22 protein-coding genes are annotated in these 23,670 nt (G+C 70.7%); 8 read left to right on the top strand and 14 right to left on the bottom strand.

Annotation, left to right across the window (positions count from 1 at the left end):
* Both ACWD0F_RS43045 and ACWD0F_RS43040 read right to left on the bottom strand, forming a co-directional pair.
* Positions 1 to 1,319, bottom strand: a 1,319-nt coding sequence (locus ACWD0F_RS43045; protein WP_449887510.1) for a HAMP domain-containing protein, incomplete at its 3' end; no start/stop codon positions are given.
* Between the two features lie 280 nt (positions 1,320 to 1,599).
* Positions 1,600 to 2,946 carry a PP2C family protein-serine/threonine phosphatase gene (locus ACWD0F_RS43040; protein ID WP_449887508.1) on the bottom strand — a complete coding sequence of 449 codons (1,347 nt, stop codon included), beginning with the start codon at positions 2,944 to 2,946 and terminating at the stop codon, positions 1,600 to 1,602.
* A gap of 223 nt (positions 2,947 to 3,169) precedes the next feature.
* Between ACWD0F_RS43040 and ACWD0F_RS43035 the strand changes: the two genes are divergently transcribed.
* The 4 genes from ACWD0F_RS43035 (at position 3,170) to ACWD0F_RS43020 (ending at position 11,085) form a co-directional block, all read left to right on the top strand.
* On the top strand, positions 3,170 to 4,405 hold the full coding sequence (locus ACWD0F_RS43035; protein WP_449887506.1) for an FUSC family protein: 1,236 nt from the start codon (positions 3,170 to 3,172) through the stop codon (positions 4,403 to 4,405).
* A gap of 166 nt (positions 4,406 to 4,571) precedes the next feature.
* Entirely contained in the window at positions 4,572 to 6,611 is a 2,040-nt protein-coding gene (locus ACWD0F_RS43030; RefSeq protein ID WP_449887504.1) for a hypothetical protein, read from the top strand.
* Positions 6,612 to 6,672: 61 nt separating this feature from the next.
* The gene (locus tag ACWD0F_RS43025; RefSeq protein ID WP_449887502.1) at positions 6,673 to 7,182 is read left to right on the top strand and encodes a GNAT family N-acetyltransferase; all 510 of its coding nucleotides are present in this window, start codon (positions 6,673 to 6,675) and stop codon (positions 7,180 to 7,182) included.
* 261 nt (positions 7,183 to 7,443) lie between these two features.
* Positions 7,444 to 11,085 (top strand): CARDB domain-containing protein, encoded by a 3,642-nt coding sequence (locus tag ACWD0F_RS43020; RefSeq protein WP_449887500.1) that lies wholly within the window; start codon positions 7,444 to 7,446, stop codon positions 11,083 to 11,085.
* Positions 11,086 to 11,189: 104 nt separating this feature from the next.
* On the opposite strand, the gene ACWD0F_RS43015 is transcribed toward ACWD0F_RS43020, so the two are convergent.
* On the bottom strand, positions 11,190 to 11,387 hold the full coding sequence (locus ACWD0F_RS43015) for a DUF397 domain-containing protein (RefSeq protein WP_449887498.1): 198 nt from the start codon (positions 11,385 to 11,387) through the stop codon (positions 11,190 to 11,192).
* Between the two features lie 11 nt (positions 11,388 to 11,398).
* Positions 11,399 to 12,220, bottom strand: a complete 822-nt coding sequence (locus ACWD0F_RS43010; protein ID WP_449887496.1) for a helix-turn-helix domain-containing protein — start codon at positions 12,218 to 12,220, stop codon at positions 11,399 to 11,401.
* A gap of 151 nt (positions 12,221 to 12,371) precedes the next feature.
* Here ACWD0F_RS43010 and ACWD0F_RS43005 point away from each other — a divergent pair, with 151 nt between their 5' ends.
* A complete protein-coding gene (locus ACWD0F_RS43005) occupies positions 12,372 to 12,962 on the top strand; it encodes an ATP-binding protein (RefSeq protein WP_449887494.1) in 591 nt (196 codons plus the stop codon).
* Here the strand turns inward: ACWD0F_RS43005 and ACWD0F_RS43000 are convergent.
* The 4 genes from ACWD0F_RS43000 to ACWD0F_RS42985 are packed head-to-tail and all read right to left on the bottom strand — an operon-like array spanning position 12,874 to position 16,347.
* Positions 12,874 to 13,296, bottom strand: a complete 423-nt coding sequence (locus ACWD0F_RS43000; RefSeq protein WP_449887492.1) for a carboxymuconolactone decarboxylase family protein — start codon at positions 13,294 to 13,296, stop codon at positions 12,874 to 12,876. The genes ACWD0F_RS43005 and ACWD0F_RS43000 overlap by 89 nt on opposite strands.
* A complete protein-coding gene (locus ACWD0F_RS42995; RefSeq protein ID WP_449887490.1) occupies positions 13,293 to 14,129 on the bottom strand; it encodes an NAD(P)-dependent oxidoreductase in 837 nt (278 codons plus the stop codon). The genes ACWD0F_RS43000 and ACWD0F_RS42995 overlap by 4 nt, the downstream gene beginning before the upstream one ends.
* Complete coding sequence (locus tag ACWD0F_RS42990) at positions 14,126 to 14,863, bottom strand: SDR family oxidoreductase (RefSeq protein WP_449887488.1); 738 nt, start codon at positions 14,861 to 14,863, stop codon at positions 14,126 to 14,128. Before ACWD0F_RS42990 ends, ACWD0F_RS42995 begins: the two co-directional genes overlap by 4 nt.
* On the bottom strand, positions 14,860 to 16,347 hold the full coding sequence (locus ACWD0F_RS42985; RefSeq protein ID WP_449887486.1) for an aldehyde dehydrogenase: 1,488 nt from the start codon (positions 16,345 to 16,347) through the stop codon (positions 14,860 to 14,862). Before ACWD0F_RS42985 ends, ACWD0F_RS42990 begins: the two co-directional genes overlap by 4 nt.
* Positions 16,348 to 16,416: 69 nt before the next feature.
* Here ACWD0F_RS42985 and ACWD0F_RS42980 point away from each other — a divergent pair, with 69 nt between their 5' ends.
* The gene (locus ACWD0F_RS42980; protein WP_449887484.1) at positions 16,417 to 17,106 is read left to right on the top strand and encodes a hypothetical protein; all 690 of its coding nucleotides are present in this window, start codon (positions 16,417 to 16,419) and stop codon (positions 17,104 to 17,106) included.
* Here ACWD0F_RS42980 and ACWD0F_RS42975 read toward each other — a convergent pair.
* From ACWD0F_RS42975 to ACWD0F_RS42950, 6 genes are read right to left on the bottom strand one after another with little or no spacing between them, the layout of a single operon-like run.
* Positions 17,098 to 17,643, bottom strand: a complete 546-nt coding sequence (locus tag ACWD0F_RS42975; RefSeq protein ID WP_449887482.1) for a hypothetical protein — start codon at positions 17,641 to 17,643, stop codon at positions 17,098 to 17,100. The genes ACWD0F_RS42980 and ACWD0F_RS42975 overlap by 9 nt on opposite strands.
* A gap of 2 nt (positions 17,644 to 17,645) precedes the next feature.
* On the bottom strand, positions 17,646 to 17,831 hold the full coding sequence (locus ACWD0F_RS42970; RefSeq protein ID WP_449887480.1) for a ferredoxin: 186 nt from the start codon (positions 17,829 to 17,831) through the stop codon (positions 17,646 to 17,648).
* 2 nt (positions 17,832 to 17,833) lie between these two features.
* Entirely contained in the window at positions 17,834 to 19,171 is a 1,338-nt protein-coding gene (locus tag ACWD0F_RS42965; RefSeq protein ID WP_449887478.1) for a cytochrome P450, read from the bottom strand.
* Positions 19,168 to 19,959, bottom strand: coding sequence for an SDR family oxidoreductase (locus ACWD0F_RS42960; RefSeq protein WP_449887476.1), 792 nt, complete (start codon positions 19,957 to 19,959; stop codon positions 19,168 to 19,170). The genes ACWD0F_RS42965 and ACWD0F_RS42960 overlap by 4 nt, the downstream gene beginning before the upstream one ends.
* A 13-nt stretch (positions 19,960 to 19,972) precedes the next feature.
* Positions 19,973 to 21,178 (bottom strand): cytochrome P450, encoded by a 1,206-nt coding sequence (locus tag ACWD0F_RS42955; RefSeq protein WP_449887474.1) that lies wholly within the window; start codon positions 21,176 to 21,178, stop codon positions 19,973 to 19,975.
* A 10-nt stretch (positions 21,179 to 21,188) separates the two neighbouring features.
* Positions 21,189 to 21,779, bottom strand: coding sequence for a TetR/AcrR family transcriptional regulator (locus tag ACWD0F_RS42950; RefSeq protein ID WP_449887472.1), 591 nt, complete (start codon positions 21,777 to 21,779; stop codon positions 21,189 to 21,191).
* A gap of 166 nt (positions 21,780 to 21,945) precedes the next feature.
* On the opposite strand from ACWD0F_RS42950, the gene ACWD0F_RS42945 reads away from it, so the two are divergent.
* Positions 21,946 to 22,206, top strand: a complete 261-nt coding sequence (locus ACWD0F_RS42945) for an SAV_915 family protein (RefSeq protein WP_449887470.1) — start codon at positions 21,946 to 21,948, stop codon at positions 22,204 to 22,206.
* Entirely contained in the window at positions 22,206 to 23,534 is a 1,329-nt protein-coding gene (gene lysA / locus ACWD0F_RS42940) for a diaminopimelate decarboxylase (RefSeq protein WP_449887468.1), read from the top strand. Before ACWD0F_RS42945 ends, lysA begins: the two co-directional genes overlap by 1 nt.
* Positions 23,535 to 23,670 lie beyond the last annotated feature (136 nt).

Genomic DNA, 23,670 nt, shown 5'->3' with positions numbered 1-23,670 from the left:
GCGAACGCGCTGAGCGTGTCGACCATCGTGTTGATGGTCTGCGCCAGCGCGGCGACCTCGCCCTTGGCCTCGACGGTGATCTTCTGCGACAGGTCGCCCCTGGCCACCGCCGTGGCCACCTGGGCGATGCTGCGGACCTGGCTGGTCAGGTTGGAGGCCATGACGTTGACGTTGTCGGTGAGGTCCTTCCAGGTGCCCGACACGCCCCGGACCGTGGCCTGGCCGCCCAGGTTGCCCTCGGTGCCGACCTCGCGGGCGACCCTGGTCACCTCGTCGGCGAACGCGGAGAGCTGGTCGACCATCGTGTTGATGGTCTCCTTCAGCTCCATGATCTCGCCACGGGCGTCGACCCGGATCTTCTGCGTCAGGTCGCCCTTGGCCACCGCGGTGGTCACCTGGGCGATGCTGCGTACCTGGGCGGTGAGGTTGTCGGCCATGACGTTCACCGACTCCGTCAGCGCCTTCCACGTGCCGGACACGCCCTTGACGTCGGCCTGGCCGCCGAGCCGGCCGTCGGTGCCGACCTCGCGGGCGACCCTGGTGACCTCGTCGGCGAAGGAGGAGAGCTGGTCGACCATCGTGTTGAGGGTGTTCTTCAGCTCCAGGATCTCGCCGCGCGCCGATACGGTGATCTTCTGCGACAGGTCGCCGCGCGCCACCGCGGTCGCCACCTGCGAGATGTTGCGGACCTGGTCGGTCAGGTTGTCGGCCATGAAGTTCACCGAGTCGGTCAGGTCACGCCAGGTGCCGGCCACGCCCTTGACGTCGGCCTGGCCGCCGAGCTGACCCTCGGTGCCGACCTCGCGGGCCACCCTGGTGACCTCGGCGGCGAAGGAGGAGAGCTGGTCGACCATCGTGTTGACGGTGTTCTTCAGCTCCAGGATCTCGCCCCGGGCGTCCACGGTGATCTTCTGCGACAGGTCGCCCTTGGCCACCGCGGTGGTCACCTGGGCGATGCTGCGGACCTGGTCGGTCAGGTTGCCCGCCATGGCGTTGACCGACTCGGTGAGGTCCTTCCACGTGCCCGACACCGCCGGCACGTCCGCCTGGCCGCCCAGCCTGCCCTCGGTGCCGACCTCGCGGGCCACCCGGGTGACCTCGGAGGTGAACAGCGAGAGCTGGTCCACCATGCCGTTGAACACCGAGGCGATCTCCCCGAGCAGCCCGTCGGCGTCGTCGGGCAGGCGGGTACGGAAGTCGCCGTCCCTGACCGCCGTCAGGCCGGCCAGCAGTTGGCGCAGTTCGGGCTCGCCCACCTCGTCGCCGCTGGTGGTGGCCCGTGAACCGCGAGACTTCGTGTCGTTCTTGTCCACCTTCATGGCTCCTGTCAGATGGACGGCCATCGCTGCACAGCGGAGATGGCGCACCAAGGTGAGACGATCCCGGCGAGCTCAATGATCATGGGATCGAGATTCGGACATTGAAGGACATTACCGCCCCAGATTGTCTCTGGAGAGTACTAGATCACGTGCGGTCATGGCCTCAGCCAGAGCAAGCGACAGCACTCAGCGCTGAAGACGTGTCTCAACCGTTGCCGTCCCTCAGGCGTTGCCGTACGGAGGGAGCTTCCACGCGGCGGCGCGAGGCGGTGGGGGCCCGTCAGGACGCGGGTGGGACACGCAGGGCGAGCAGCGCGATGTCGTCGGCGGGGTCGTGTTCGCAGAAGGCCATGACGGTGCTGCTGATGCGTTCGACGATGGCGTCGGCGTCCAGGCCGTCGCAGGCGGCGAGCAGGTCGCACAGCCGCTCTTCGCCGAACAGGCGCATCCGCGCCGGCGGATGCGCCTCGGTGACGCCGTCGGTGTAGAACAGCAGCGTCTGGCCCGGCCGCAGGGTGAAACGGGCGCTGGTCAGGCCGGCGTCGGAGAAGACGCCCAGGATCGCCCCTTCGGAGCGGATCTCCTCCACGCGCCCGTCGGCATGGCGGAGCAGCGCGGACGGGTGGCCGGCGGTGGTCAGCACCCCGGTGATGCCCGGCCCAGGATCGCCCTCACCGTCGTCCCGCTCGTCGCGGAAGATCGCGCAGATCGCGGTCAGGTAGCGCTGGGGACTGGCCTGCTGGGCCAGCAGCGCGTGGTTGAGCTGGTTCAGCACCCGGGCGGGGGAGATGTGGCGGGGAGCGTCGGCGCGTACGGTGTAGCGGGCCAGCGCGGTGAGCATGGCCGCTTCCACGCCGTGGCCCGAGACGTCGCCCAGCACCGCGCACCAGTGGGTGGGCCCGGCGGCGAACAGGTCGTAGAAGTCGCCCAGCACCCTGGTGCCCTGACCCGCGGGCAGGTAGCGGGCGGCGGTCTGCAGGCCGGGCGGGATGGGCAGCGTCGACGGCAGCAGGCTTTCCTGCAGGGTGCGGGCCAGCTCCGCCGACTGCTCGGTGGCGTCCTCCAGCGCCTGGATCCGGCTCGCCATCCGGCGCACCGTCGCGCGCAGCTCGATCTCGCTGGTGACGGAACGGGCGAGGATGGCCAGAGCCTTCATCTGCGCGCCGGTCCACGAGCGGGGGGCCGCGTCGATCACGCACAACGTGCCCAGCACCTGCCCGTCATCGCCGTGGATCGGGTAGCCGGCCCAGGCGCCGATGCCCAGTTGTTCCGCGACGGCGATCCCGGCCAGCCGCACGTCGTTGCGGGCGTCGTTCACGATCAGCGGCTCGCCGGTGGCCACGACCAGGTGGCAGGGGCTCTCATCGGCGGCGTTGTGCCGCTCACCCACCGGCAGCTCGCCCATCCCGATCGCGCTCTTCCAGGAGGAGCGCTCGTCGTCGAGCACGGTGATGAAGGCACGCGGCACGCCGGTGATGGAGGCGGCCAGCTCGGCCAGATCGTCGAAGGCGGGCTCCGGCGCGCTGCCGACCAGGCCGCTGGCGCGGACCGCGGCCAGACGGGCCGGATCGAACACCTGCGCCGGCAGGCTGGAGACGCTCTTGGGCCGTATCGCCGATCCGCTCACCGATGTCCTTACCTCGTCGCGAGACAACGTCGTGGTCGACGTCTGGATCTGGGACGAGCAACCAGGCGGTGTCGGCTGCTTCACCGCACGCCCTTACGTCCCAGTCTCCTCCATGCGGGAATCAAAGGCGATATCCCCGCTGGATCATCAACCCCTTCCGTCTGACGACTCTCGGCTGGACGCCTCGGTTGCGCCTGGCAGATAAATCATGAAATGTCGCAACATGAGCCATTCCTGGCGCGTCAGCCTCAGCCGTGCCGTGCGGCGTGAGCTCGCCTACATCCGTCGCAACCTGGCCGGGCTGGCCGTCAAGGACTCCGACCAGCGGTTGCAGGCCCGCCAGATCGCCAAGGCGACGCTGGCCGCCGTGCTGGCCTGGCTGCTGGCCAGCCGGCTGCTGCCGCACGAGAGCATCTGGATCGCCCCGGCGACCGCGGTGATCATGGTGCACGCCACCGTGTACCAGACGCTGACCAACGGGTTGCGCCGGGTCGCCGCCGTGGCCGCCGGCGTCATCCTGGCCGCCGGCATCGGATCGTTGCTCGGCCTCAACGCGTTCAGCCTCGTCCTCGTCATCCCCCCGGCCCTGCTGGCCGCGCGCTGGCACCGGATGGGCAAGCACGGCACCGACGTGGCCACCACCGCGGTGCTGCTGCTCTCCTTCGGCGCCGGCTCCCAGGAGCGTTACCTGCTGGCCTACATCGTCGCCACCGCCATGGGCGCCGTCTGCGGAGCCGCGGTCAACACCCTGCTGTGGCCGCCGCTCTATCACCGCCGCCCCGAGGCCGCCTTCCGGCACCTGGCCGATCGGGCCGCCGCCCTGCTCGGGAACGTGGCCGAGGGTCTGCGCCGAGGCTGGGACCTGTCCGGCCTGGCGGAGTGGCAACACCAGGACACTCAGATGCGGGGGCGCCTGGTCGCCGCGCAGAGCGCCGTGGCGGCCGGCGCGGAGAGCCGCCGCTACAACCTGCGCCGCCTCACCGGACCGCGCGCCCCCGACCATGCCCCGTACCTGCGGACGATGACCGCGGTCAGCGCCCACATCGGCGCCATCATCCAGGCTCTGGCCCACCTCGACCACGACCACACCCCGCAGTCCAGCACGGCCGACGTCAGCCACGACTTCGCCCGCGACTACGCCGACCTGCTCGACCAGCTCGCCGACATCCTGACCACCCGGACCCGCCACCGCGACGACCCCGCCCCGGCCCGGAAGATGCTGGCCCGCGCCCACGCCCAGGCCATCCGCATCCACGAGCGGATGAGCGCCAAGATCCAGGCCGGCCAGGTCGACCACCCCGACGGCTGGGCCATCAGCGGAAGCCTCCTCACCGACGCCCAGCGCATCATGACCCTGCTGGCCGACGGACACGACCCCGCCTCCGCCCCTGACGTCCGCTCCGCCACCGCGCGTTCGGCCACCCCCCGTGAGCCCGACCCGGCCGGTGAGACGGCGTGACGTCCGGAAACGAGTCCCCACCCTCGCGGTGAAACGCTCCCGCGCTGCCCGCCTCGCCATGAGCGAGCCGGACGGAGAGACCAGGCTGCGCCCCGGCGGACGGCAGGCATAGATTCGGCGAGCCGGCACAGTGCGGCGCACGAGCACGGAAGGGGATGGTGTGCGGGTGGAGGATCTGTCCGCGGCGGAGCGCCGGGTGCGGGAGGCCTTTCAGGAAGGCGAGGAGGCCGACTTCACCACCGGTGACGCCGACGGGGACCTTCCCGCGGGTGGCGCCGAATGGGGCGCGGAGCGCACCGTCCGGGCCAGGGTGATAGCCGAGCTGCTGCTGCGTGAGGAGTCGCCGCAAACGCACCGGACGGCGGCCATGCGCATCAAGGGCGCCAGAATCGTCGGGCAGCTCGACCTCGCGCATTCCACCATCCACCACTCGGCGCGCTTCCTGTCCTGCTTCTTCGAGCGGACGCCCACCTTCTATTGGGCGCGTACCCAGCAGTTGAGTTTCACCCGATCCTGTCTCCCCGGTCTGCTGGCCGCCAACGTTCAGGTCGCCGGACATCTGCGGCTTGAGGGGTGTGTGTTCAACGGCCTGGTCGAGTTACGCGGCGCGCACATCGCCGGCAGCCTGACGCTCGACCATGCCCACGCGGCCATGCCGGGGCTCGCGATCGACTGCGACCGCCTGCTGACCGACCGTGGCCTGGCCGCGATCGGCCTGCGGGCGGCCGGTCACGTCCGGCTCTCCAACATCAAGGTCGCCGGCACGCTGATCATGGACCGTGCTCGCCTCACCTCCGCCGACGGGCGGGCGCTGACGCTGGACGGGCTGGTCACCGAGGGCAACACGTTCTGCCGGGACATGGTGGTGACCGGCATGGTCAGTTGCCGCAATGCCCGCACCACGGGCCCGTTCTCCTTCACCGGCACCACGATCGACCATCCGGCCGCCATGGCGTTCCGTGGCTCGCGGATCACCGCCGCCGGCGGCCTCTACCTGGGCGGCGGCTTCTCCGCCAAGGGCACGGTCCGCCTCGCCGACTCCCGCGTGGAACGAGAGCTCAGCTTGAACGACGCCCGGCTCGACAACGACGGCGGAGACGCGCTGCAGGCCGGGGAGTTGCACGTCGAAGGCACCATCGAGGCGCGCGGACTCGTCGCCAGGGGCCGGATCGACCTGTCACTGGCCCGCATCACCGGCTCCCTCCGCCTGCCCGGCGCCGACCTGGCCGCGCCAGGGGAGGTCGCGCTGAACGGCGAGGGCGCCGCCATCGACGGCGCCCTGTCCTGCGTGGACGGGTTCCGTACCCGTGGAGCCGTCCGGCTGGCCGACGCCACCATCGGCACAGTCGCCGACTTCAGTGGCGCCACCCTGAGCGATCCGGCGGGCAAGGCCCTCGACCTGTCGGCGGCCACGATCGGCAGCGGGCTGCTCTGCGGGCGCGGCTTCACCGCCGAGGGCGAGGTCGCGTTGATCGGCACCCAGGTTCGCCGGCACGTCTACCTGAACGACGCCACGCTCTCCAACCCCGGCGGCCGCGCCCTGGCGGCCTGGCAACTGGAGGCCAACGAGCTGTACCTGCGTCCCCGGCAGCGGCCGCAGGGCCTGCTCGACCTGCGTCACGCACGCATCGGCGTCCTGCGTGACGATCCCGGCACCTGGTCCCCGCATCGGCAGGACGGCCTGACCTACAGCGCCCTGGACCCCATCCTGCCCGCCCGCCAGCGCCTGGAGTGGTTGCGGGGGGATCCGGAGGCATACGTGCCGCAACCGTACGAGCAACTGGCCGTGACCTACCGCCGGCTCGGGCACGACGAGGACGCCCGCACCGTGCTGCTGTTCAAGCACCGGCGGCGGCGGGCCACGCTGCCCAGGCGCCTGCGCGTCTGGGGCGTGGTTCAGGACGTCACGGTGGGCTACGGTTATCGGCCGATGCGCGCCGCGGCCTGGTTCGCCGCCCTGCTCGTGGTCGGCGCCACGGTGTTCGCGCTCGACCCGCCGCCGCGGGCGGAGGCCGGCAAAGGACCCGTGTTCAACGCCGTCGTGTACGCCCTGGACCTGCTGTTCCCGCTGATCGACTTCGGCCAGGAGAAGGCGTTCCAGCCGGTCGGCGGCGGTCAGTGGATCGCCTATGCCCTGGTGCTCGCCGGGTGGGTGCTGGTCACCACCATCGCCACCGGCATCACCCGTGCCCTGTCCCGGCAATGAGGTCCCGGCAATGAGGTCCCGGCAATGAGGTCCCGGCATCTGACCCCGTTATCCTCGCCGTATGCCCGAACTGGTCGCGCCCACCGTTCGCCTGCACGCCGCCCTGCTGGCGGCGCGCGAGGAGTGGGGTCCCGGCGTCCACGAGGACGGGTTCGGGCTGCGGCCGTCGGATGAGGTGGATTCGCCGGCCGGGTTCGCGGCCTGGGTGGCCCGGCTGGCCGACGAGGAGGATCCGGCGAAGCCGGTGGGGCCAGGCCGGACGCATTGCACCTACCGATGGATCGTCGAGGACGATCAGGTGCTCGGCGCGATCGCGCTGCGCCACGAATCCAACGACTTCGGTCATATCGGCTACGGCGTCCGGCCGTCCGCGCGCCGGCGCGGACTGGCCACCTGGGCGCTGGGCCGGATCCTCGACGAGGCGCGGGCGCTCGGCCTGGACCGGGTGATGATCGCCTGCGCGGCGGACAACATCGCCTCGGCGAAGACGATCGAACGGCGGGGCGGCGTCCTCAAGGACGTCCAGGACACCGAACACGGCCCCATGAGCCGTTACTGGATCACCCTTTAGCCCTGTTCCCCGTGATCTGCCGCGATCCCGCGCGCCGGAGCCGGGCGGCGCCGGGCCGGTCGGAAAGCTGTTCCGCAGGCGTTGACGCGCTCGTAGCACAAATGTAACATTCGGCCAAGTCCACGCAAGAACCGTGCAAAGCTCCGTTATTTTCTCGCTGCTCGTTGCAATTCTTCCGATCTGCCCTGCCTCCGTGCACCTGCCCCCCGTGGGCGCCGCCCCACCCCCCCGTCGTGCCGGACGAGAGATAGAAGAACGCGAATGAGAAAGCTGCCCCGACTGTTATGGCTGGTGACCGCCATGGTCGCCAGCGGCCTGCTCGTCGTGGGGCCGGTCGTCCCGGCCTCCGCCGCGGGCGGACCCAACCTGTCGCCGGGAAAGGCGACCCAGGCCAGCAGTTCCACGGCCCCCTACGGGGTGTCGGCCGTCAACGACGGCGACCAGGCCACCTACTGGGAGAGCGCCAACAACACCTTCCCGCAGTGGGCGCGGATCGACCTCGGCGCCGCCACGAGCGTCGACCAGATCGTCCTGAAGGTGCCCGCGCCGGCCGTCTGGCAGACCCGCACCCAGACGCTCTCCGTCCAGGGCGGCGCCGACGGTGCCGGCTACAGCACCGTCGTGGCCTCGGCGAACTACACCTTCAACCCGGCGACCGGCAACACGGTCACGATCAACTTCGGCGCCGCGACCCACCGGTACTGGCGCGTCGAGATCACCGCCAACACCGGCTGGCCCGCCGCGCAGCTCTCCGAGTTCGAGATCTACGCCACCGCCGCCGGCGGCGACACCGAGAAGCCGTCGGCCCCCGGCAACCTCGCCTTCACCCAGCCGGCCGCCGGCCAGATCAGGCTGGCCTGGACCGCCTCGACGGACAACGTCGGCGTCACCGGCTACGACGTCTACGCCGGTGGCCAACTGCGGGGCAGCGTCGGCAACGTGCTGACCTACACCGACAACCAGCCGGCGTCGGCGACCGTGACCTACTTCGTACGGGCCAAGGACGCGGCGGGCAACCAGTCCGCCAGCAGCAACTCCGTGACCCGCACCGGCACCGGCGACCCCGGCTCGAACCTGGCGATCGGCAAGGAGATGGCCGAGTCCGGGCACGTGCACACCTACGTCGCCGGCAACGCGAACGACAACAACCTGGCCACCTACTGGGAGGCTGACTCCGGCGCGTTCCCGAACACGCTGACCGTCAAACTCGGCGCGAACGCCGTGGTCAGCTCGGTCGTGGTGAAACTCAACCCCGACCCCTCGTGGGGCACCCGTACCCAGAACATCCAGGTCCTGGGCCGTGCGCAGAGCGGCACGGCGTACCAGAGCGTGGTGCCGGCGGCCACCTACACCTTCAACCCGGCCGTCGGCGGCAACGCCGTGCGGATCGACTTCGCCGCGACCCTCGCCGACGTGCAGCTCAAGTTCGCCGCCAACAGCGGCGCGCCGGGCGGGCAGGTCGCCGAGTTCCAGGTGTTCGGCGTCCCGGCGCCGAACCCCGATCTCACGGTCACGAGCCTGTCGTGGACCCCGGCCGCGCCGATCGAGACCAGCTCGATCACGCTTTCCGCCACCGTCAGGAACGCGGGCACCGCCGCCTCCGGCGCGGACAGCGTCAACCTCGACCTCGGCGGCACGCTCGCCGGCACCGTCGCCATCCCCGGCCTGCCCGCGGGCGGCACCGCCACGGTCACCCACACCATCGGCACCCGCCCGGCGGGCAGCTACCCCGTCAGCGCCAGGGTGGACGCGGACAACACGGTCGTCGAGCAGAACGAGGACAACAACACCCTCACCGCGACGTCGCCCCTGGTGGTCGCGGAGGCCCCCGGCCCCGACCTGCAGGTCCTGAGCATCACCGCCAACCCGCCCAATCCGGCCGTCGGAGCGGCGGTGACGTTCGCCGTGGCGGTGAAGAACCGCGGCACCACCGCGTCAGGCGCCACCACGGTCACCCGTCTGGTGGCAGGCGGCACCACGCTCAACACCAGCACCCCGTCGATCGCGGCGGGCGCGACGGTCAACGTGGCCGTCAGCGGCAGCTGGACCGCCACCAGCGGCGGCGCCACCCTCACCGCCACCGCCGACGCGACCAACGTCGTCACCGAGACCAACGAGACCAACAACACCTTCGCGCAGGCGATCGTGGTCGGGCGCGGGGCGGCGGTTCCGTGGGTCGAGTACGAGGCCGAAGCCGCCCGCTACCAGGGCACGCTGCTGGAGGCCGACCCGCTGCGCACCTTCGGGCACAACAACTTCGGCACCGAGTCCTCCGGCCGCAAGTCGGTGCGCCTGAACAGCACGGGCCAGTTCGTCGAGTTCACCTCCGCGAACCCCGCCAACTCGATCGTGGTGCGCAACTCCATCCCCGACGCGCCGAACGGCGGCGGCATCGAGGCCACCATCAGCCTGTACGTCAACGACAACTTCGCCCAGAAACTCACCCTCTCGTCACGTCATAGCTGGCTGTACGGGAACACCGACGGCCCCGAAGCGCTGACGAACACCCCGCAGGCCGACGCCCGGCGCCTGTTCGACGAGTCGCACGCGCTGCTCACGCAGTCGTACCCGGCGGGCACCAGGTTCCGGTTGCAGCGCGACGCGGCCGACACCGCCTCGTTCTACATCATCGACCTGATCGACCTGGAGCAGGTGGCCCCACCGGCGAGCCAGCCGGCCGGCTGCACCTCGATCACGACCTACGGCGCGGTGCCCAACGACGGGAACGACGACACGGCCGCCATCCAGCGGGCGGTGACGGATGACCAGAACGGCGTCATCGGCTGCGTGTGGATCCCGGCGGGGCAGTGGCGGCAGGAGAAGAAGATCCTCACCGACGACCCGCTGAACCGGGGTCAGTACAACCAGGTGGGCATCAGCGACGTCACGATCCGCGGCGCGGGCATGTGGCACTCCCAGCTCTACACCCTGACCGAGCCGCAGCTGGCGGCCGGCGGGATCAATCACCCGCACGAGGGCAACTTCGGCTTCGACATCGACGACAACACCCAGATCTCCGACCTTGCCATCTTCGGCTCGGGCCGGATCCGCGGTGGTGACGGCAACGCCGAAGGCGGGGTGGGGCTGAACGGGCGGTTCGGCCAGAACACCAAGATCACCAATGTGTGGATCGAGCACGCCAACGTGGGCGTCTGGGTCGGCCGCGACTACGACAACATCCCCGACCTGTGGGGGCCGGCGGACGGCCTGGAGTTCAGCGGCATGCGCATCCGCGACACCTACGCCGACGGCATCAACTTCAGCAACGGCACGCGCAACTCCAGGGTGTTCAACTCCTCCTTCCGCACCACCGGCGACGACTCCCTGGCGGTCTGGGCGAACCGGTACGTGAAAGACCCGGCAGTGGACATCGGGCACGACAACCGCTTCGTCAACAACACCATCCAGTTGCCCTGGCGGGCGAACGGCATCGCGATCTACGGCGGCTACGGCAACAGAATCGAGAACAACCTCATCTACGACACCATGAACTACCCGGGCATCATGCTGGCCACCGACCACGACCCCCTGCCCTTCTCGGGACAGACCCTGATAGCCAACAACGCGATCTACCGTGGCGGCGGCGTCTTCTGGAACGAGGATCAGCAGTTCGGAGCCATCACGCTCTTCGCGGCGACCCGGGACATCCCCGGCGTCACGATCCGGGACACCGACATCCAGGACTCGACCTACGACGGCATCCAGTTCAAGACGGGCGGCGGCGCCATGCCGGGCGTCGTGCTCACCAACGTGCGGATCGACAGGTCCAACCACGGCGCCGGCATCCTGGCCATGAGCGGGGCCCGCGGCAGCGCGACACTGACCAACGTGACCATCACGGGCTCGGCGACCGGCGACATCGTGAAGGAACCAGGGTCGAGCTTCGTGATCACGGGCGGGTGATCCGTCCGGCACGCATGCTCGCCTGACAGGTGCCCGGCCATGTGGCGTCCTCCTCAACGGGACACGCTCATGGCCGGGCGCGTGGATCGCCGGGGCCGTTGTTCTCAGTCGAACAGGCCGGTCTTCGCGCCGGTGATGAACTTGTCCCAGACGGCGCGGCGGAGAACCCATGGCTGGACGTCTGGCTGTTCGGTGTCGCGCAGGGCGACGCGGCCGTCGGACAGGTGCTTGGCCTCCAGGCAGTCACCACCTTGGCCGCTGGACGCGGTGATCCATCCGACCGGGTCCGCGATCTCTCTCATGATTCTGTCGTTCAGCTCCACGTCGCAACTCTTTCCTTGATCCGCTGTACTGACAGGTAATCGGGAAGCGCCGCGCTGCGTATGCGTTCGAATCGATCCACGATGCGCTTGATCTCGTCGGGCTTGTCCACAACGCGACCGAGGACGGCTGATTCGACGTACGCTGCGATCGGCACTCCATTCTCCTGTGCCAAGAGAGCCGAACCCACCAGGACTGCCGTGCATAGGGCTTCGTACGGGAGTAGCTGAATGGTGAACCACTCGTTCTCGGCCAGGGCGATCAGGTGTTCCAGTTGTCGTAGGGTCACGGACCCTTCTCCAACCGGACGGTACAGGATGCCCTCGTCCACCACCACGAGGAACTGTGGAGGTGTCGGCCTGTGGAATATGGCCTGCCTCTCCATGCGCGCCTGGACCGCTTCCTCTACCTGCTGCGGCGTGGAGTGAGGCTCGCCTTCGAAGATCGCGCGTGCATATTCCTCCGTCTGCACCAACCCGGGGACGATCAACGGTGCCGTGGTAATGAGTTGGTCGGCCTTCCGTTCGATCGGCGGCCATTGCCGGAACCAGTCGGGCATGCCGTTGCCGCTGATGGCCGGCCAGTGGGTGAGTAGCGCGCCCTCCAGGCCGAGGGCCTTTTCGCAGAGCTCGATCAATTCGCGGGTGGGGTTCTCCTCGCCGCGCTCCACATTGCCGATGCGGCTTTTGCTGTAGCCGATGCGGTCGGCGAGTTGTGACTGGGTCAGCTTTGCAGCGAGTCGGTATTTGCGTAGGTCTGCGCCGAAACGCGCTCGTGGACTGGCGGTCGGGTCGAGCTCTTTGAGTGGCGGCATCACTGCTCCCTGTGCCCAGTCAATTCCAGCCCTGCCGGGTTCGTGCCAGCAGAAGTCTGGGACCGCTCTGGGACTGTTTTCGCCCACAAGGTAGCTCGTGGCAAGCACTGTTGTGAAGTGATTTGCAGGAAGTGGTAAGCCACAATTCCGAATGGCAGTGGGCGACGGAATCTTTAGTGGCATATGTCAGATGCGCATGCATAGGACAAAGGTGGTGATAATGGCAGCACTCGACATGTGGCTGGTCGGCGAGATGAAGTTTCCCGGCCGTCCGGACATAATGAGTGATGTACGGATTTACGCGACTCGGTGGCTTGTTAATGAATGTCCTGAGTCCGCCGAAGACGAAGATCTCCTGGACAATCTGCGCCTGCTGGCCACCGAGCTTTCGGTCAATGCCATGAAGCACACGATCTCCGGCCGATGGAAACGCGGATCGTTCCGGGTCCGCATGTGGGTCGATGCCCGGCGGGTCCGGGTCGAGGTGCTGGACCAGGGGTGGTGGTCGGGACCATGCCTCCGCGACGACCCCGGCGGGACCAGCGGCCGAGGGCTGCGCATCGTGGCGGCCGTGGCCACGACGTGGGGCGTCAGGAGGCGGTGGTTCGGGCGCGCGGTGGGGTTCGAGCTGCCCATCGCCTCGCACGCCTCCGTCACATGCGTTCTTCAGGGGATACGCCGGAGGCCGGGTCATCCGCGTGCTCGGAGCCGGTTCTGGCGGCCTTCTCGTGCCGGGCGATGAGGGTGTCGATCTGGACGCTGAGTTTGGCGCCCAAGGGCCAGCCGATGTAGTGCGTGAGGAAGATGGCGATCTCACGGAGCTCGTCGGCGGTGAGCTCGGCGTTGGCGAGCGCCGCCGGGATCTGGATGTCGAGAACGTCGTTGAGGCCCTGGGCGGACAGGCTGCCGATCAGGAGGAGGCGGCGGTCCCGGATGGACAGGCCGGGACGGGCCCAGATGTCGCCGAACAGATGGTCCACGGTGACGCCGAAGAAGTCGCCGGGAGCGTCGCCGATCTCCCAGCCGTAGACCTGGCGCATCATCTCCAGGCCCCGCCGCCGTTGCTCGTCGGTCATGACGGTTCCTCCGGGGTGAGGCCGAGGCCGGCGGCCAGGCGCTGGTAGGAGAGTCGGGCCAGCGGGGTGTCGACGCCGAGTTCGCCGGCGAGTTCGAGGGCCAGGGACAGGTCCTTGTGGCCGAGTGCCCGGACGTGGCACATGATCTCGTGCAGCGGGTCCTCGGGGGACAGGGGAGCGGTGGAGCGGCGGATCATGATGGCGCCGGGGCCGCCGGTGACGGCGTCGGAGTGGCGGACGATCCGGCCGAGCCGGCCGAGCGGGACCCCGGCCGCCTCGGCCAGGCGCTGCGCCTCGGCGGCGGCGGCGAAGGAGGCGAAGTGCAGCAGGTTGCGGGCGAGCTTGGCGTGGGTGCCCGCGCCGACCGGGCCCATGTGCAGCACCAGGTCGGCCCAGAGGCCGAAGGGCTCCAGGACCTGCGCGAACGCGGCCTCGGTCGCGCCCACCATGACCGCGAGGGAGCCGGCCGCCGCGCCCATGAAGCCGCCGCTGACGGGGGCGTCGACGACCTCGACCCCGTACGGCCGGGCCGCGCCGGCCAGCCTGATCGCGGTCGCGGCGCGGATCGTGGAGTGGATGGCGATGATGGTGCCGGGGGCGGCCGCGGGGAGCAGTGCGGCGGCGACCTCGTCCACCTGGGCGTCGTCGCGGACCATGAGGGAGATGAGCGCGGCGCGGGCCACGCCGGCGACGCTCCCGGCCGCCCGTGCGCCCTTCTCGACGAGGGGCGCCATCGCCTCGGGACGGACGTCGTAGACGATCAGGTCGGGTCCCGCGAGGTGCCCGGCCATGGGAGCGCCCATCTGACCGAGCCCGACGAAGCCGTACTTCATGCCCGGAACACCTCGCCGCCGTCGACGTTGAAGATCTGTCCCGTGATCCAGGACGCCTCGTCCGACAGCAGGAACAGGCACATCCCGACGAGGTCGTCCGGGGTGCCCATCCGCTTGAGGGCGAGCTTGTCGCGCACGATCTTGGCCGACATCCCGCCGGGGACGACGGCCCGGTGGGCCGCGGTGTCGATCGGGCCTGGCGCGATGGCGTTGACCCGGATGCCGAGTGAGCCCAGTTCGTGCGCGAGCTGCTGGGTGAGGCCGTTCACGCCGGCCTTGGCCAGGCCGTAGAAGCCGGAGTACTGCCAGGCGGCGGTGGAGGACTGGTTGACGATCGCGCCGCCGCCGCGCTCGGCCATGCGGGCGTGACAGGCGCGGGCGCACAGCAGCGCGCCGTCCATGTTCACGGCCATGAACCTCCGGTAGTAGTCCCAGTCCACGGTGAAGAGGAAGTCGAGTCTCATGGTGCCGAAGATGGCGGCGTTGTTGACCAGGAAGTCGATCCCTCCGTACGCCGCCGTGGCCGCGGCGGCCATCGCCTCGGTGGACGCGGGATCGGACACGTCGGTGCGGACGAACAGGCCCTTGATGTCGTCGGCGACCACCGCGCCCTGCTCGGCGACGTCCGCGATGACCACGCTCGCGCCTTCGGCGGCCAGCGCCCGCGCGTACGCCTCCCCGATGCCCTGGGCCGCGCCCGTGACGATGGCCACCTTGCCGGCGAACCGTCTCATCCCGCCCCTTCCGCGATCGCCTTGGTCTCCAGGTACTCCTCGAAGCCGGCGACGCCCATCTCGCGGCCGACGCCCGACTGCTTGTAGCCGCCGAACGGCACGTCGGCCGCGTACCAGATGCCGCCGTTGACGCTGACCGTGCCGGTGCGCAACCGCCGCGCGACCCCGCGCGCCCGCTCCGGGTCCCCGCCGTGCACGGCGCCCGACAGCCCGTACGGCGAGTCGTTGGCGAGCCGTACGGCGTCGTCGTCGCCGTCGTGCGGCAGGATCACCAGCACCGGGCCGAAGATCTCCTCGCGGGCGGCTCTGGACCGGTTGGTGAGGCCGGTGATCAGCGTGGGCTCGATCCAGAAGCCCTTGTCCCGGTCGGGCCGGCCGCCCCCGGTGGCGAACGAGCCGCCCTCCCCGGCCGCGAGCTTCAGATAGCCCTCGATCCGGTCGCGCTGACGGGCGGAGATGACCGGCCCGCAGACGGTGCGGTCGTCGGACGGGTCCGCGGCGCCGATCCTGGCCATCGTGCGGGCGGTGATCTCCACGGCCTCGTCGTGGCGGGCGCGGGGGGCCAGCAGCCGGGTGGTGATCGCGCAGCCCTGCCCGGCGTGGGTGATGCCGGTGAACGCGGCGTACGAGCACGCCTGCTTGAGGTCGGCGTCGTCCAGCACGATGAAAGCCGACTTGCCGCCCAGCTCCAGGAACACCTTCTTGAGCGTCTCGGCCGCGCCGCGCATCACCGCGCGTCCTGTCGCCGTCGAGCCGGTGAAGGAGACCAGGTCGACGCGTGGATCGGCGCCCAGGCGCGCGCCCAAGGCGTGGTCGCGGCCGGTGATGATGTTGACCACGCCCGGCGGGATGTCGGTCTCCGCCACGAGCAGCAGGCCGAGCGCCGCCGCGCACCAGGGCGTGTCCGGGGCGGGCTTGAGCACCACCGTGTTGCCGGCGGCCAGCGCCGGGCCGAGCTTGGCCAGGTTGAGCTGGTGCGGGAAGTTCCACGGCGTGATCGCGCCGACCACGCCCGCCGGCTCACGCAGCACGCGGCGGTCGCTGGCCATCCCCATCGGCGCGGCTCTGCCCAGGTCGTGCTCCCAGGCGTACGTCTCGGCGAGCCGGGCCATCCAGCCGAGGTCGGCCACGGGCGCGTCGAACTGCGCGCCGTAGGTCAGGAACCGCGGCGCTCCGGCCTCCCTGACGGTCAGGTCGCGCAGCTCGTCGCCGTGCCGGACCAGGGCGTCCTGGAGCTGGCGCAGGCAGCGGACGCGCAGCGCGAGGTCGGTGGCCCAGCCGGACTCGTCGAACGCGCGGCGGGCGGCGGCGATGGCCTGGTCGAGGTGGCCGGGAGTGGCGTCGGCGGCCAGGCCGACGAGCTCCTCGGTGGCGGGGTCGATCGTCTCGAAGCGCTCGTCGCAGGTGACCAGCTCGCCGTCGATGAGGAGGGGAGAGCCGTGCTCCGCCCAGTCGTCGAGCAAGCGACCGGTTGTTATGGACACCTGTCCAGACTACAGTTCACGTGTGAACGCGCAAGGGGCTCGATCACGGCGGCGATGGAGGAGTGACCGGTGACCGGACAGCGCGGCGAGACCCGGGACGACTATTCCGGCACGTTCGACCCCGGCTTCCGTTTCGAGGACCTGTCGAAGGCCGCGCTGGTGCGCCTGGTCAGGGAGTACGCGCTCATCGCGCACCTGCTCGACCGCGCCTCGCTCATCGCGGTCGGCATGAAGTACGGCCAGCAGGTGGTGGAGGAGATCGCCATCCAGGAGTGGCGGGGCGCCAGCCCGGTCTACACCCAGCGGATCCGCGAGATCATGCGGATCGAGGGCGACGGGGTGTCGGCGATCTTCAAGTGCCTGCAGCTCGACCCCGGCTTCGCGCAGCACTACATGGACGTCGAGTATGAGCTGGTCGACGAGTCGCACGGCTTCTTCCAGCTCCGTACCTGCGGGGCCCTGCTCGACGTGGAGCCGTTCGGCGAGCGGGCGGTGCGCGGCATGTGCCATCACATCGAGGACGGCACGTTCGACTGGACCGCCCAGGCGGTGAACCCCAGGGCGCGCATCCGGCCGGTGCACCGGCCGCCGCGCCTCCCGGCGGGCAGGGTGCCGCACTGCCGCTGGGAGGTCGTCATCGACGACGAGACCGAGCCGGTCGGCGAGGCCCCGATCACCGCGATGACGCGCGACACCACCGCGGCGCGGTTCCGGTTCCCGCCGATGCGGGACGGCACGCCGCACGTGCCCTCACCATAGCGGGACGGGGGTCTGCGGCCTGGTGTAGTAGCCGGGGACCGGCGCGCCGGCCGCCGCGCGGTCCAGGCGTCCGCGCATCCCGTCCGACAACACCCCGGCCTTCATCATCTCGACGAACACCGAGGTGACGTTGCCGAGGTCGAACCAGTCGCGCTGCCAGGACCACTGGAAGCCGCCGCCGTAGCGGAACCAGCTTCCGCCGATCCCGGCGACCTCGTACGGGCTGCCGTCGGGGCGCCGGGCGTCGGCGATCTGCTTCCAGAAGCCGACCACGTGACCCTGGCGTTCATCGACCAGAATGCTCTGGTACGGGTAGGACCAGCCGTCCAGGCCGCCCATCTCCGAGCCGAGGGCGAGGTCGCGGATCTCGTCCCGGCCGACCGCCATGAAGTCCTGGCCGGGGCCGATGTTCCAGCCGTAGGTGGCGTCCTCGGTGTAGAGCTCCGCCAGCGGGCGCCAGTCTCCCCGCTCCTCGCAGCGCCGGTTCGACTCCAGCCAGCGACTCACCATCTCGTCCAGCTCGTCACGTGGAAACATGATCAACCTCCTAGCTTGAGCGCCTGGGTCGGGCAGTAGCGGACGGCCGCCTCGACCTGGGCGCGCATCGACTCCGCCGGCTCCTCGACGAGGATGCGGACCTTGCCCTTGCGCGGGACCTCGAAGACCTCCGGCGCCTCCAGCTCGCACATGGCGTGGCCCTGGCAGAGGTCCAGGTCGGCTGCCACCTTCACGACCTGCGCCGGCGGTAGCGGACCAGGCACGGCCTGGCGAGCTGGACGACCATCTTGGAGTGGTCGTTGCGGTAGGACTCCGGGGGCTGGGCGAGCTCGAACTCCCAGTCCCGCAGCAGCACCGAGAAGATCGCCTTGAGCTGGATCATCGCGAAGCCGGCGCCCACGCAGCGGTGCCGGCCGGCGCCGAACGGCACCCAGGTCCACCGGTTGAGCAGGTCCTCCTCGCGCGGCTTGGCGTAGCGGGAGGGGTCGAAGACGTCGGGCGCGGGGAAGTCCTCGGCGATCCGGTTCGAGATCGCCAGGCTGCACCCGACCAGGGTCTCGGCCGGGATGCGATGGCCGAGCACCTCGTGGTCGGACTTGGCCACCCGCAGCAGCAGGATCAGCGGCGGGTGCAGCCGCAGCGCCTCCTTGATCGCCGATTCCAGCAGCGGGATCTCCCGCAGCGCCTGGAAACTGATCTCCGAGCCGTCGGCGTACAAATCGTCCAGCTCGTGGACCACCCCGTCCAGGACGCCGGGATGGCGCAGCAGCTCGATCAGGGTCCAGGCGGCGGTGCCCGAGCTGGTGTGGTGCCCGGCGAACATCATCGAGATGAACATGCCGGTGATCTGGTCGGCGGAGAACTTCGGCGTGCCGTCGTCCGCCCGGATCGACACGAGCACGTCGAGCAGGTCCCGCTCCTCGCGCGGCGGGCGCGGCGCGGCGGCCCGGGCGTCCATGATGCCCTGGACCAGCGCCACGAGCTGGACCCGGGCGGCGTCGCGGCGGTGGAAGCTCTCGATGTCGGCGTACGGGTCGACGTAGGCGATCGCGTCGGTGCCCCGCTCCAGGTCGTGGTAGAGCTCGGCGAAGCGGTGGTCGAGCTGGTCGCGGAACCGCTTGCCGATCAGGCAGGAGGAGGAGGTGTAGATGGTGAGCTCGGCGAACCAGTCGAGCAGGTCGATCTCGCCCGCCTCGCCCCACGTGGCGACCATCGCGTCCACCTCGGCGGCGATCGTGGCGGCGTGGCCCTTGAGGAAGGAGCCCTTGAGCGCCTGGTTGTGCAGGGCCTCGCGGCGTTGTTCCGGGGTGGCGTCGAAGACCACGCCCGTGCCGAAGATCGGCGTCATGAAGGGGTACGCCTCGGCCTGGTCGAGCTCCTCGTCGGGAGCGCGGAAGAAGAACTCGTTGGCCTCGGCCCCGGACAGCAGCACCACCGGCCGTCCGGCCAGCCGGAACTCCCCGACGTCGCCGCATTCCTGGCGCACCCGGAGCATCAGGCCGATGGGGTCGGTGCGCAGCTCGGCGAGGTGGTCGGGGCCACCGGACACGATCGTGGGATTTTTCATGACTTATCGGCCTCTTCCGGCGTCGCGGCCTCGGGCTGGATCTCGACCAGCGTGAGGTGCACGCCGCGCGGCGCGGTCGCCACGGTCACGATCGCCTCGGCGACCTGCTCCGGCTTGAGGAAGTGCGGATGCCGGGCCAGACCCCACGTCACCCACTCCTCCAGCACGATGGTGGTGGTCTCGGCGTCCCAGGTCATGCCCATCCCCGTCATGGTCGGGCCCGGCCGGACCACGGACGCCCGTACGCCGGTGCCCTCCAGCTCCATCCGCATGGCGCGGACCATGCCCTCGACGCCGTTCTTCGCCGCGACATAGGCGCCCATCCGGGGCCGGGGGCTCGGCACCACGTCGGAGGAGACGAAGACGATGTCGCCGCGCGCCCTGGCGACCATGCCGGGCACCACGTGCGCCACCAGCCGGTGCGCGCCGACCAGGTGCACCTGGAGCTGCGCGGCGAAGGACTCGGAGTCGAGCTCGTGGATCAGCGTGGCGGTGAGGTCCCCGGCGCCCGAGACGACGATCTCCGGATCGCCGTGCGCGTCGGTGGCCGCCGCCACGAAGGTCTTGACCGAGTCGGAGTCGGAGACGTCCAGCGGGAGGGCGACCGCCTCCCCGCCGCGTCCGCGGATGGCCGCGGCGATCTGCTCGCACCGGTCCACCCGCCGGGCGCCGAGCGCCACCGGATGGCCCGCGGCCCCGAGCAGGGCGGCGGTGGCCGCGCCGATTCCGGACGAGGCCCCGGCGATCAGCGCGGGGCGGCGTTCTGGATGGGGGGCGAATCGGGACATGGAGGAGGCCCTCCTATCGGGGGGTGACGGTCATCGGTAAGGTGGCGAAGCCCCTGACGTTGACGGAGTGCACGCGGACGGCCCGATCCGCGTCGACGTCGTAGGCCCGGACCCGCCGGACGAACTCGGTCAGGGCCAGCCTCGCCTCCAGGCGGGCCAGGTTGGCGCCGAGGCAGAAGTGCCGGCCGCCGCCGAAGCTGATCAGCGCCGTGGCGTCCCGGTCCAGGTCGTAGACGTCCGGGTCGGGGAACACCCGCTCGTCGCGGTTGGCCGACCCGATGAGCAGCAGCAGCCGCTCGCCCGCCGGAACGACCCGGCCGTGCAGCTCGGCGTCCTCGGCGACCGTACGGGCGATCATCTGGCTGGAGGTGTCGTAGCGCAGGGTCTCCTCGACCCAGGCGGGCACCCGGCCGGGGTCGGCCAGCGGCTTGGCGAGCTGCCCGGGGTTGCGCCAGCCCCAGTACAGGGCGTTGGCGAGCAGCTTGGTGGTGGTCTCGTTGCCCGCCACCACCATGAGGAACAGGAACGCGATGACCTCCTCGTCGGTCATCCGGTCCTGGCCCTCCTGGGCGGACAACAACGCCGAGGTGAGGTCCGCGCCCGGCCGGCGGCGGCGTTCGGCGACCAGGTCCTGGTAGTAGCCGGCCAGCACCAGCGCGGCCTCCATGCCGGCCGGCGGCACGTCGTTGAGGCCCTCCTCGCGGTGCACCACGAGGTCGGCGAGCCGCCGCACCTCGTCGCGGTCGGCCTCCGGGACGCCCATCATCTCGGAGACGACGTCCATGGGGAGCTTGCCCGCGAAGTCGGCGACCGCGTCGAACCCGCCCGCGGCCACGGCCGGGCCGAGATGCCGGCGGGTCAGCCGCAGGATGTCGGCCTCCAGGTCGCGCACCCGGCGCGGCGTGAAGCCCTTGGAGACCAGGGTGCGCATCCGGGTGTGCGTGGGCGGGTCCATGGCCAGGAACGACATGGTCCGGTGCGCGGCCGGGCCCCACGCGCTCGGATCGAGGGAGACCCCGTTGACGCTGGAGTAGCGCGCGTGGTCCCGGAAGGCGGCCGACACGTCGTCGTGCCGGGAGATCGCCCAGAAGTCGAGCTCGTCGTTGCGGTAGAGCGGCGCCTGGTCGCGGAGCCGCCGGTAGGCGGGGTACGGGTCGTCGTGGATCGCGTAGTCGTAGGGATTGTAGGAGACGTCGTACGGGCTGGCGGAGACAGGCACGGCGATCACCTCACAGAAGCAGCTCGGCCACCTCGGCGAGCCGGTCGGCCATTTCGGCGTAAGAGCTGTAGCCCATGCCCGCGTGCACTAGGGCGCCCGCGTACGCGAACTCCAGGGCGTTGAGCACGCGGGCCTCCGACGGCGTCGGGCGCCCGGCGGTGCCGGGGTTCAGCGCGGTCAGCAGGCGGCTGCGGATGGTCCTGCCGATGCGCAGCCGCAACTCCTGGACGTCGGGATCGGTGCCGAGCAGCGCGGTCGTGCAGGCGGCGGCGAGCTCGGGCTCGTCGGAGACCAGCAGCGCGATCTCCCGCAACACCGCGATCACCCGCTCGCGCGGCCGCTCCGACGCGTGCTGGATCGGCGGCAGCGCGCTCAGCCGCCGCCAGAACACCTCGGTGATCAGGTGGTTCTTGGAGGTGAAGTACGTGTACGCGGTGGCCGGCGCCACCCCCGCGCGGCGGGCCACGTTGCGCACGGTGCACCTGTCGAAGCCGGTCGCCCGGACCTCCGCGACCGCCGCGTCGGTGAGGCGGCGCACCGTGTCGGCCTGCCGGTCGGACAGCCGGCGGCGGGTCGACTCCATCATCGCTTCACCGGACATGTGTCCAGACGGTAGTTCAGGTAGTGCGCGGGCGCAAGAGGCGGCCCGCCGTCAAGGCCGCGTCAGAATTTCCGGCCCCCGCGTCGAGATCGCGTAGGGATCGAGGAATGTGCCGGGCGACGGCTCTAGCGTCCCTGGTGTACGGATTTTTGCTGGAGGGAAGCAGATGTCAGAGCCCCGATTGTTCGTCCCCGTCAGGGTCGGCGCGTGCGCCACGGCCTTGCGCCTGTTCCGCACCCCCGCGGGCAAGCGGACGGCGGTCGCCTTCTCCTCGCCGCTCAAGCTCGCCAAGGTGCTCGGACCCGGCCAGCGGTGGCTGGTGCTCACGGCCCCCGCGCTGCGTGGCATGCTCGCCGAGCTGGACGTCGCCGGCATCGTCGTCGACCCGGCCGCCGCGATGACCCGGCCCGCGCAGCAGGTGGCCTGATGTGCGTCCTCCAGCAGGACCAGGCCGGTCCTGAGACGTCCGGCGCGGAGCCCTGGTCGGCCACCACCGGCTTCGACCCGGTGGCCCGCACCGGGGGAGTGCCGCTCATGGACATCGCCGAGCGCTACGGCACCCCCGCCTACGTGGTGGACGAGGCCGACGTGCGGGCGCGCTGCCGCGCCTTCCGCGCCGCGCTGCCGGACGCCGACGTCCTCTACGCGGCCAAGGCGTTCCTGTGCCGGGCGATGGCCACCTGGATCCGCCAGGAGGGGCTCGGGCTCGACGTCTGCTCCGGCGGCGAGCTGGCCATCGCCAGGTCCGTCGGCTTCCCGGCCGGGCGGATCGTCTTCCACGGCAACGCCAAGACGCCTCGTGAGCTGCACGAAGCCGTGGACTACGGGGTCGGCAGGATCGTCGTGGACAACCTCGCCGAGATCACCCGGCTGGCGGTGCTGGTCCCGCCGGGGCGGCGGCAGGACGTGCTGCTGCGGGTCGTCCCGGACATCGAGGCGGGCGCGCACGCGGCGATCCGCACCGGGGGCGAGGGGCAGAAGTTCGGCCTGTCCATCGTCTCGGGGGACGCCGCGGCGGCGGTGGTCAGGGTGTTGCGCCGGCCGGAGTTGCGGCTGGTGGGCCTGCACTGCCACCTGGGCTCGCAGATCTTCGCGGCGGAGCCGTACGAGCGGGCGGCACGCCTCATGGTGGAGCAGCTCGCGCACATCAGGGACACCTACGGGATCGTCCTGCCCCAGCTCGACCTGGGCGGTGGCCAGGGCATCGCCTACCTGGAGGCCGAGCACGGCCTGAGCCCCGGCGACTACGCCAGGACGGTCGTCAAGGCGATGGCGGAGCGCTGCGCGGCGCTCGGCCTGCCGGTGCCCCGGCTGACCATTGAGCCGGGCCGCTCGATCAGCGGCCCCGCCGGGCTCACCCTGTACCGGGTGATCGCGGTCAAGCGCACCCTGGCGCGCACGTTCGTCGCGGTGGACGGCGGGATGAGCGACAACCCCCGCCCGTCCCTGTACGGCGCCCGCTACACCGCCCGGCTGATCGGCCGCCGCTCCGCCCAGCCCGACCGGCAGGTCACCCTGGTCGGGCACCACTGCGAGGCGGGCGACGTCATCGCCGAGAGCGTGCCGCTGCCCGCCGACGTCCGGCCGGGCGACGTCGTCGCGGTGCCGGCCACCGGCGCCTACCACCACTCCATGGCCTCCACCTACAACTCCACCGGCCGCCCGCCGGTCATCGCGGTCGCCGGCGGAGCGGCCCGGGTGGTCGTGCGGCGTGAGGAGACCGACGACCTGCTCCGCCGGGACGTCGGGCTATGACGCCCCGGTGATACGCGTCCATACGTTTTCTTGACGCCCCCACCAGGCCAAACGCCCCCAAAGCCTCAGTAGGGTGCGATGCGTGTTTACGCGGTCTTGACGGAGGGGTGGCCGGGATGGTGCTGGCGAAACGGCC

This window comes from Nonomuraea sp. NPDC002799 (genome assembly GCF_053592075.1).
Note: the sequence above shows the minus strand (reverse complement) of the source record. Positions and strands in the feature narration are given on the sequence as shown.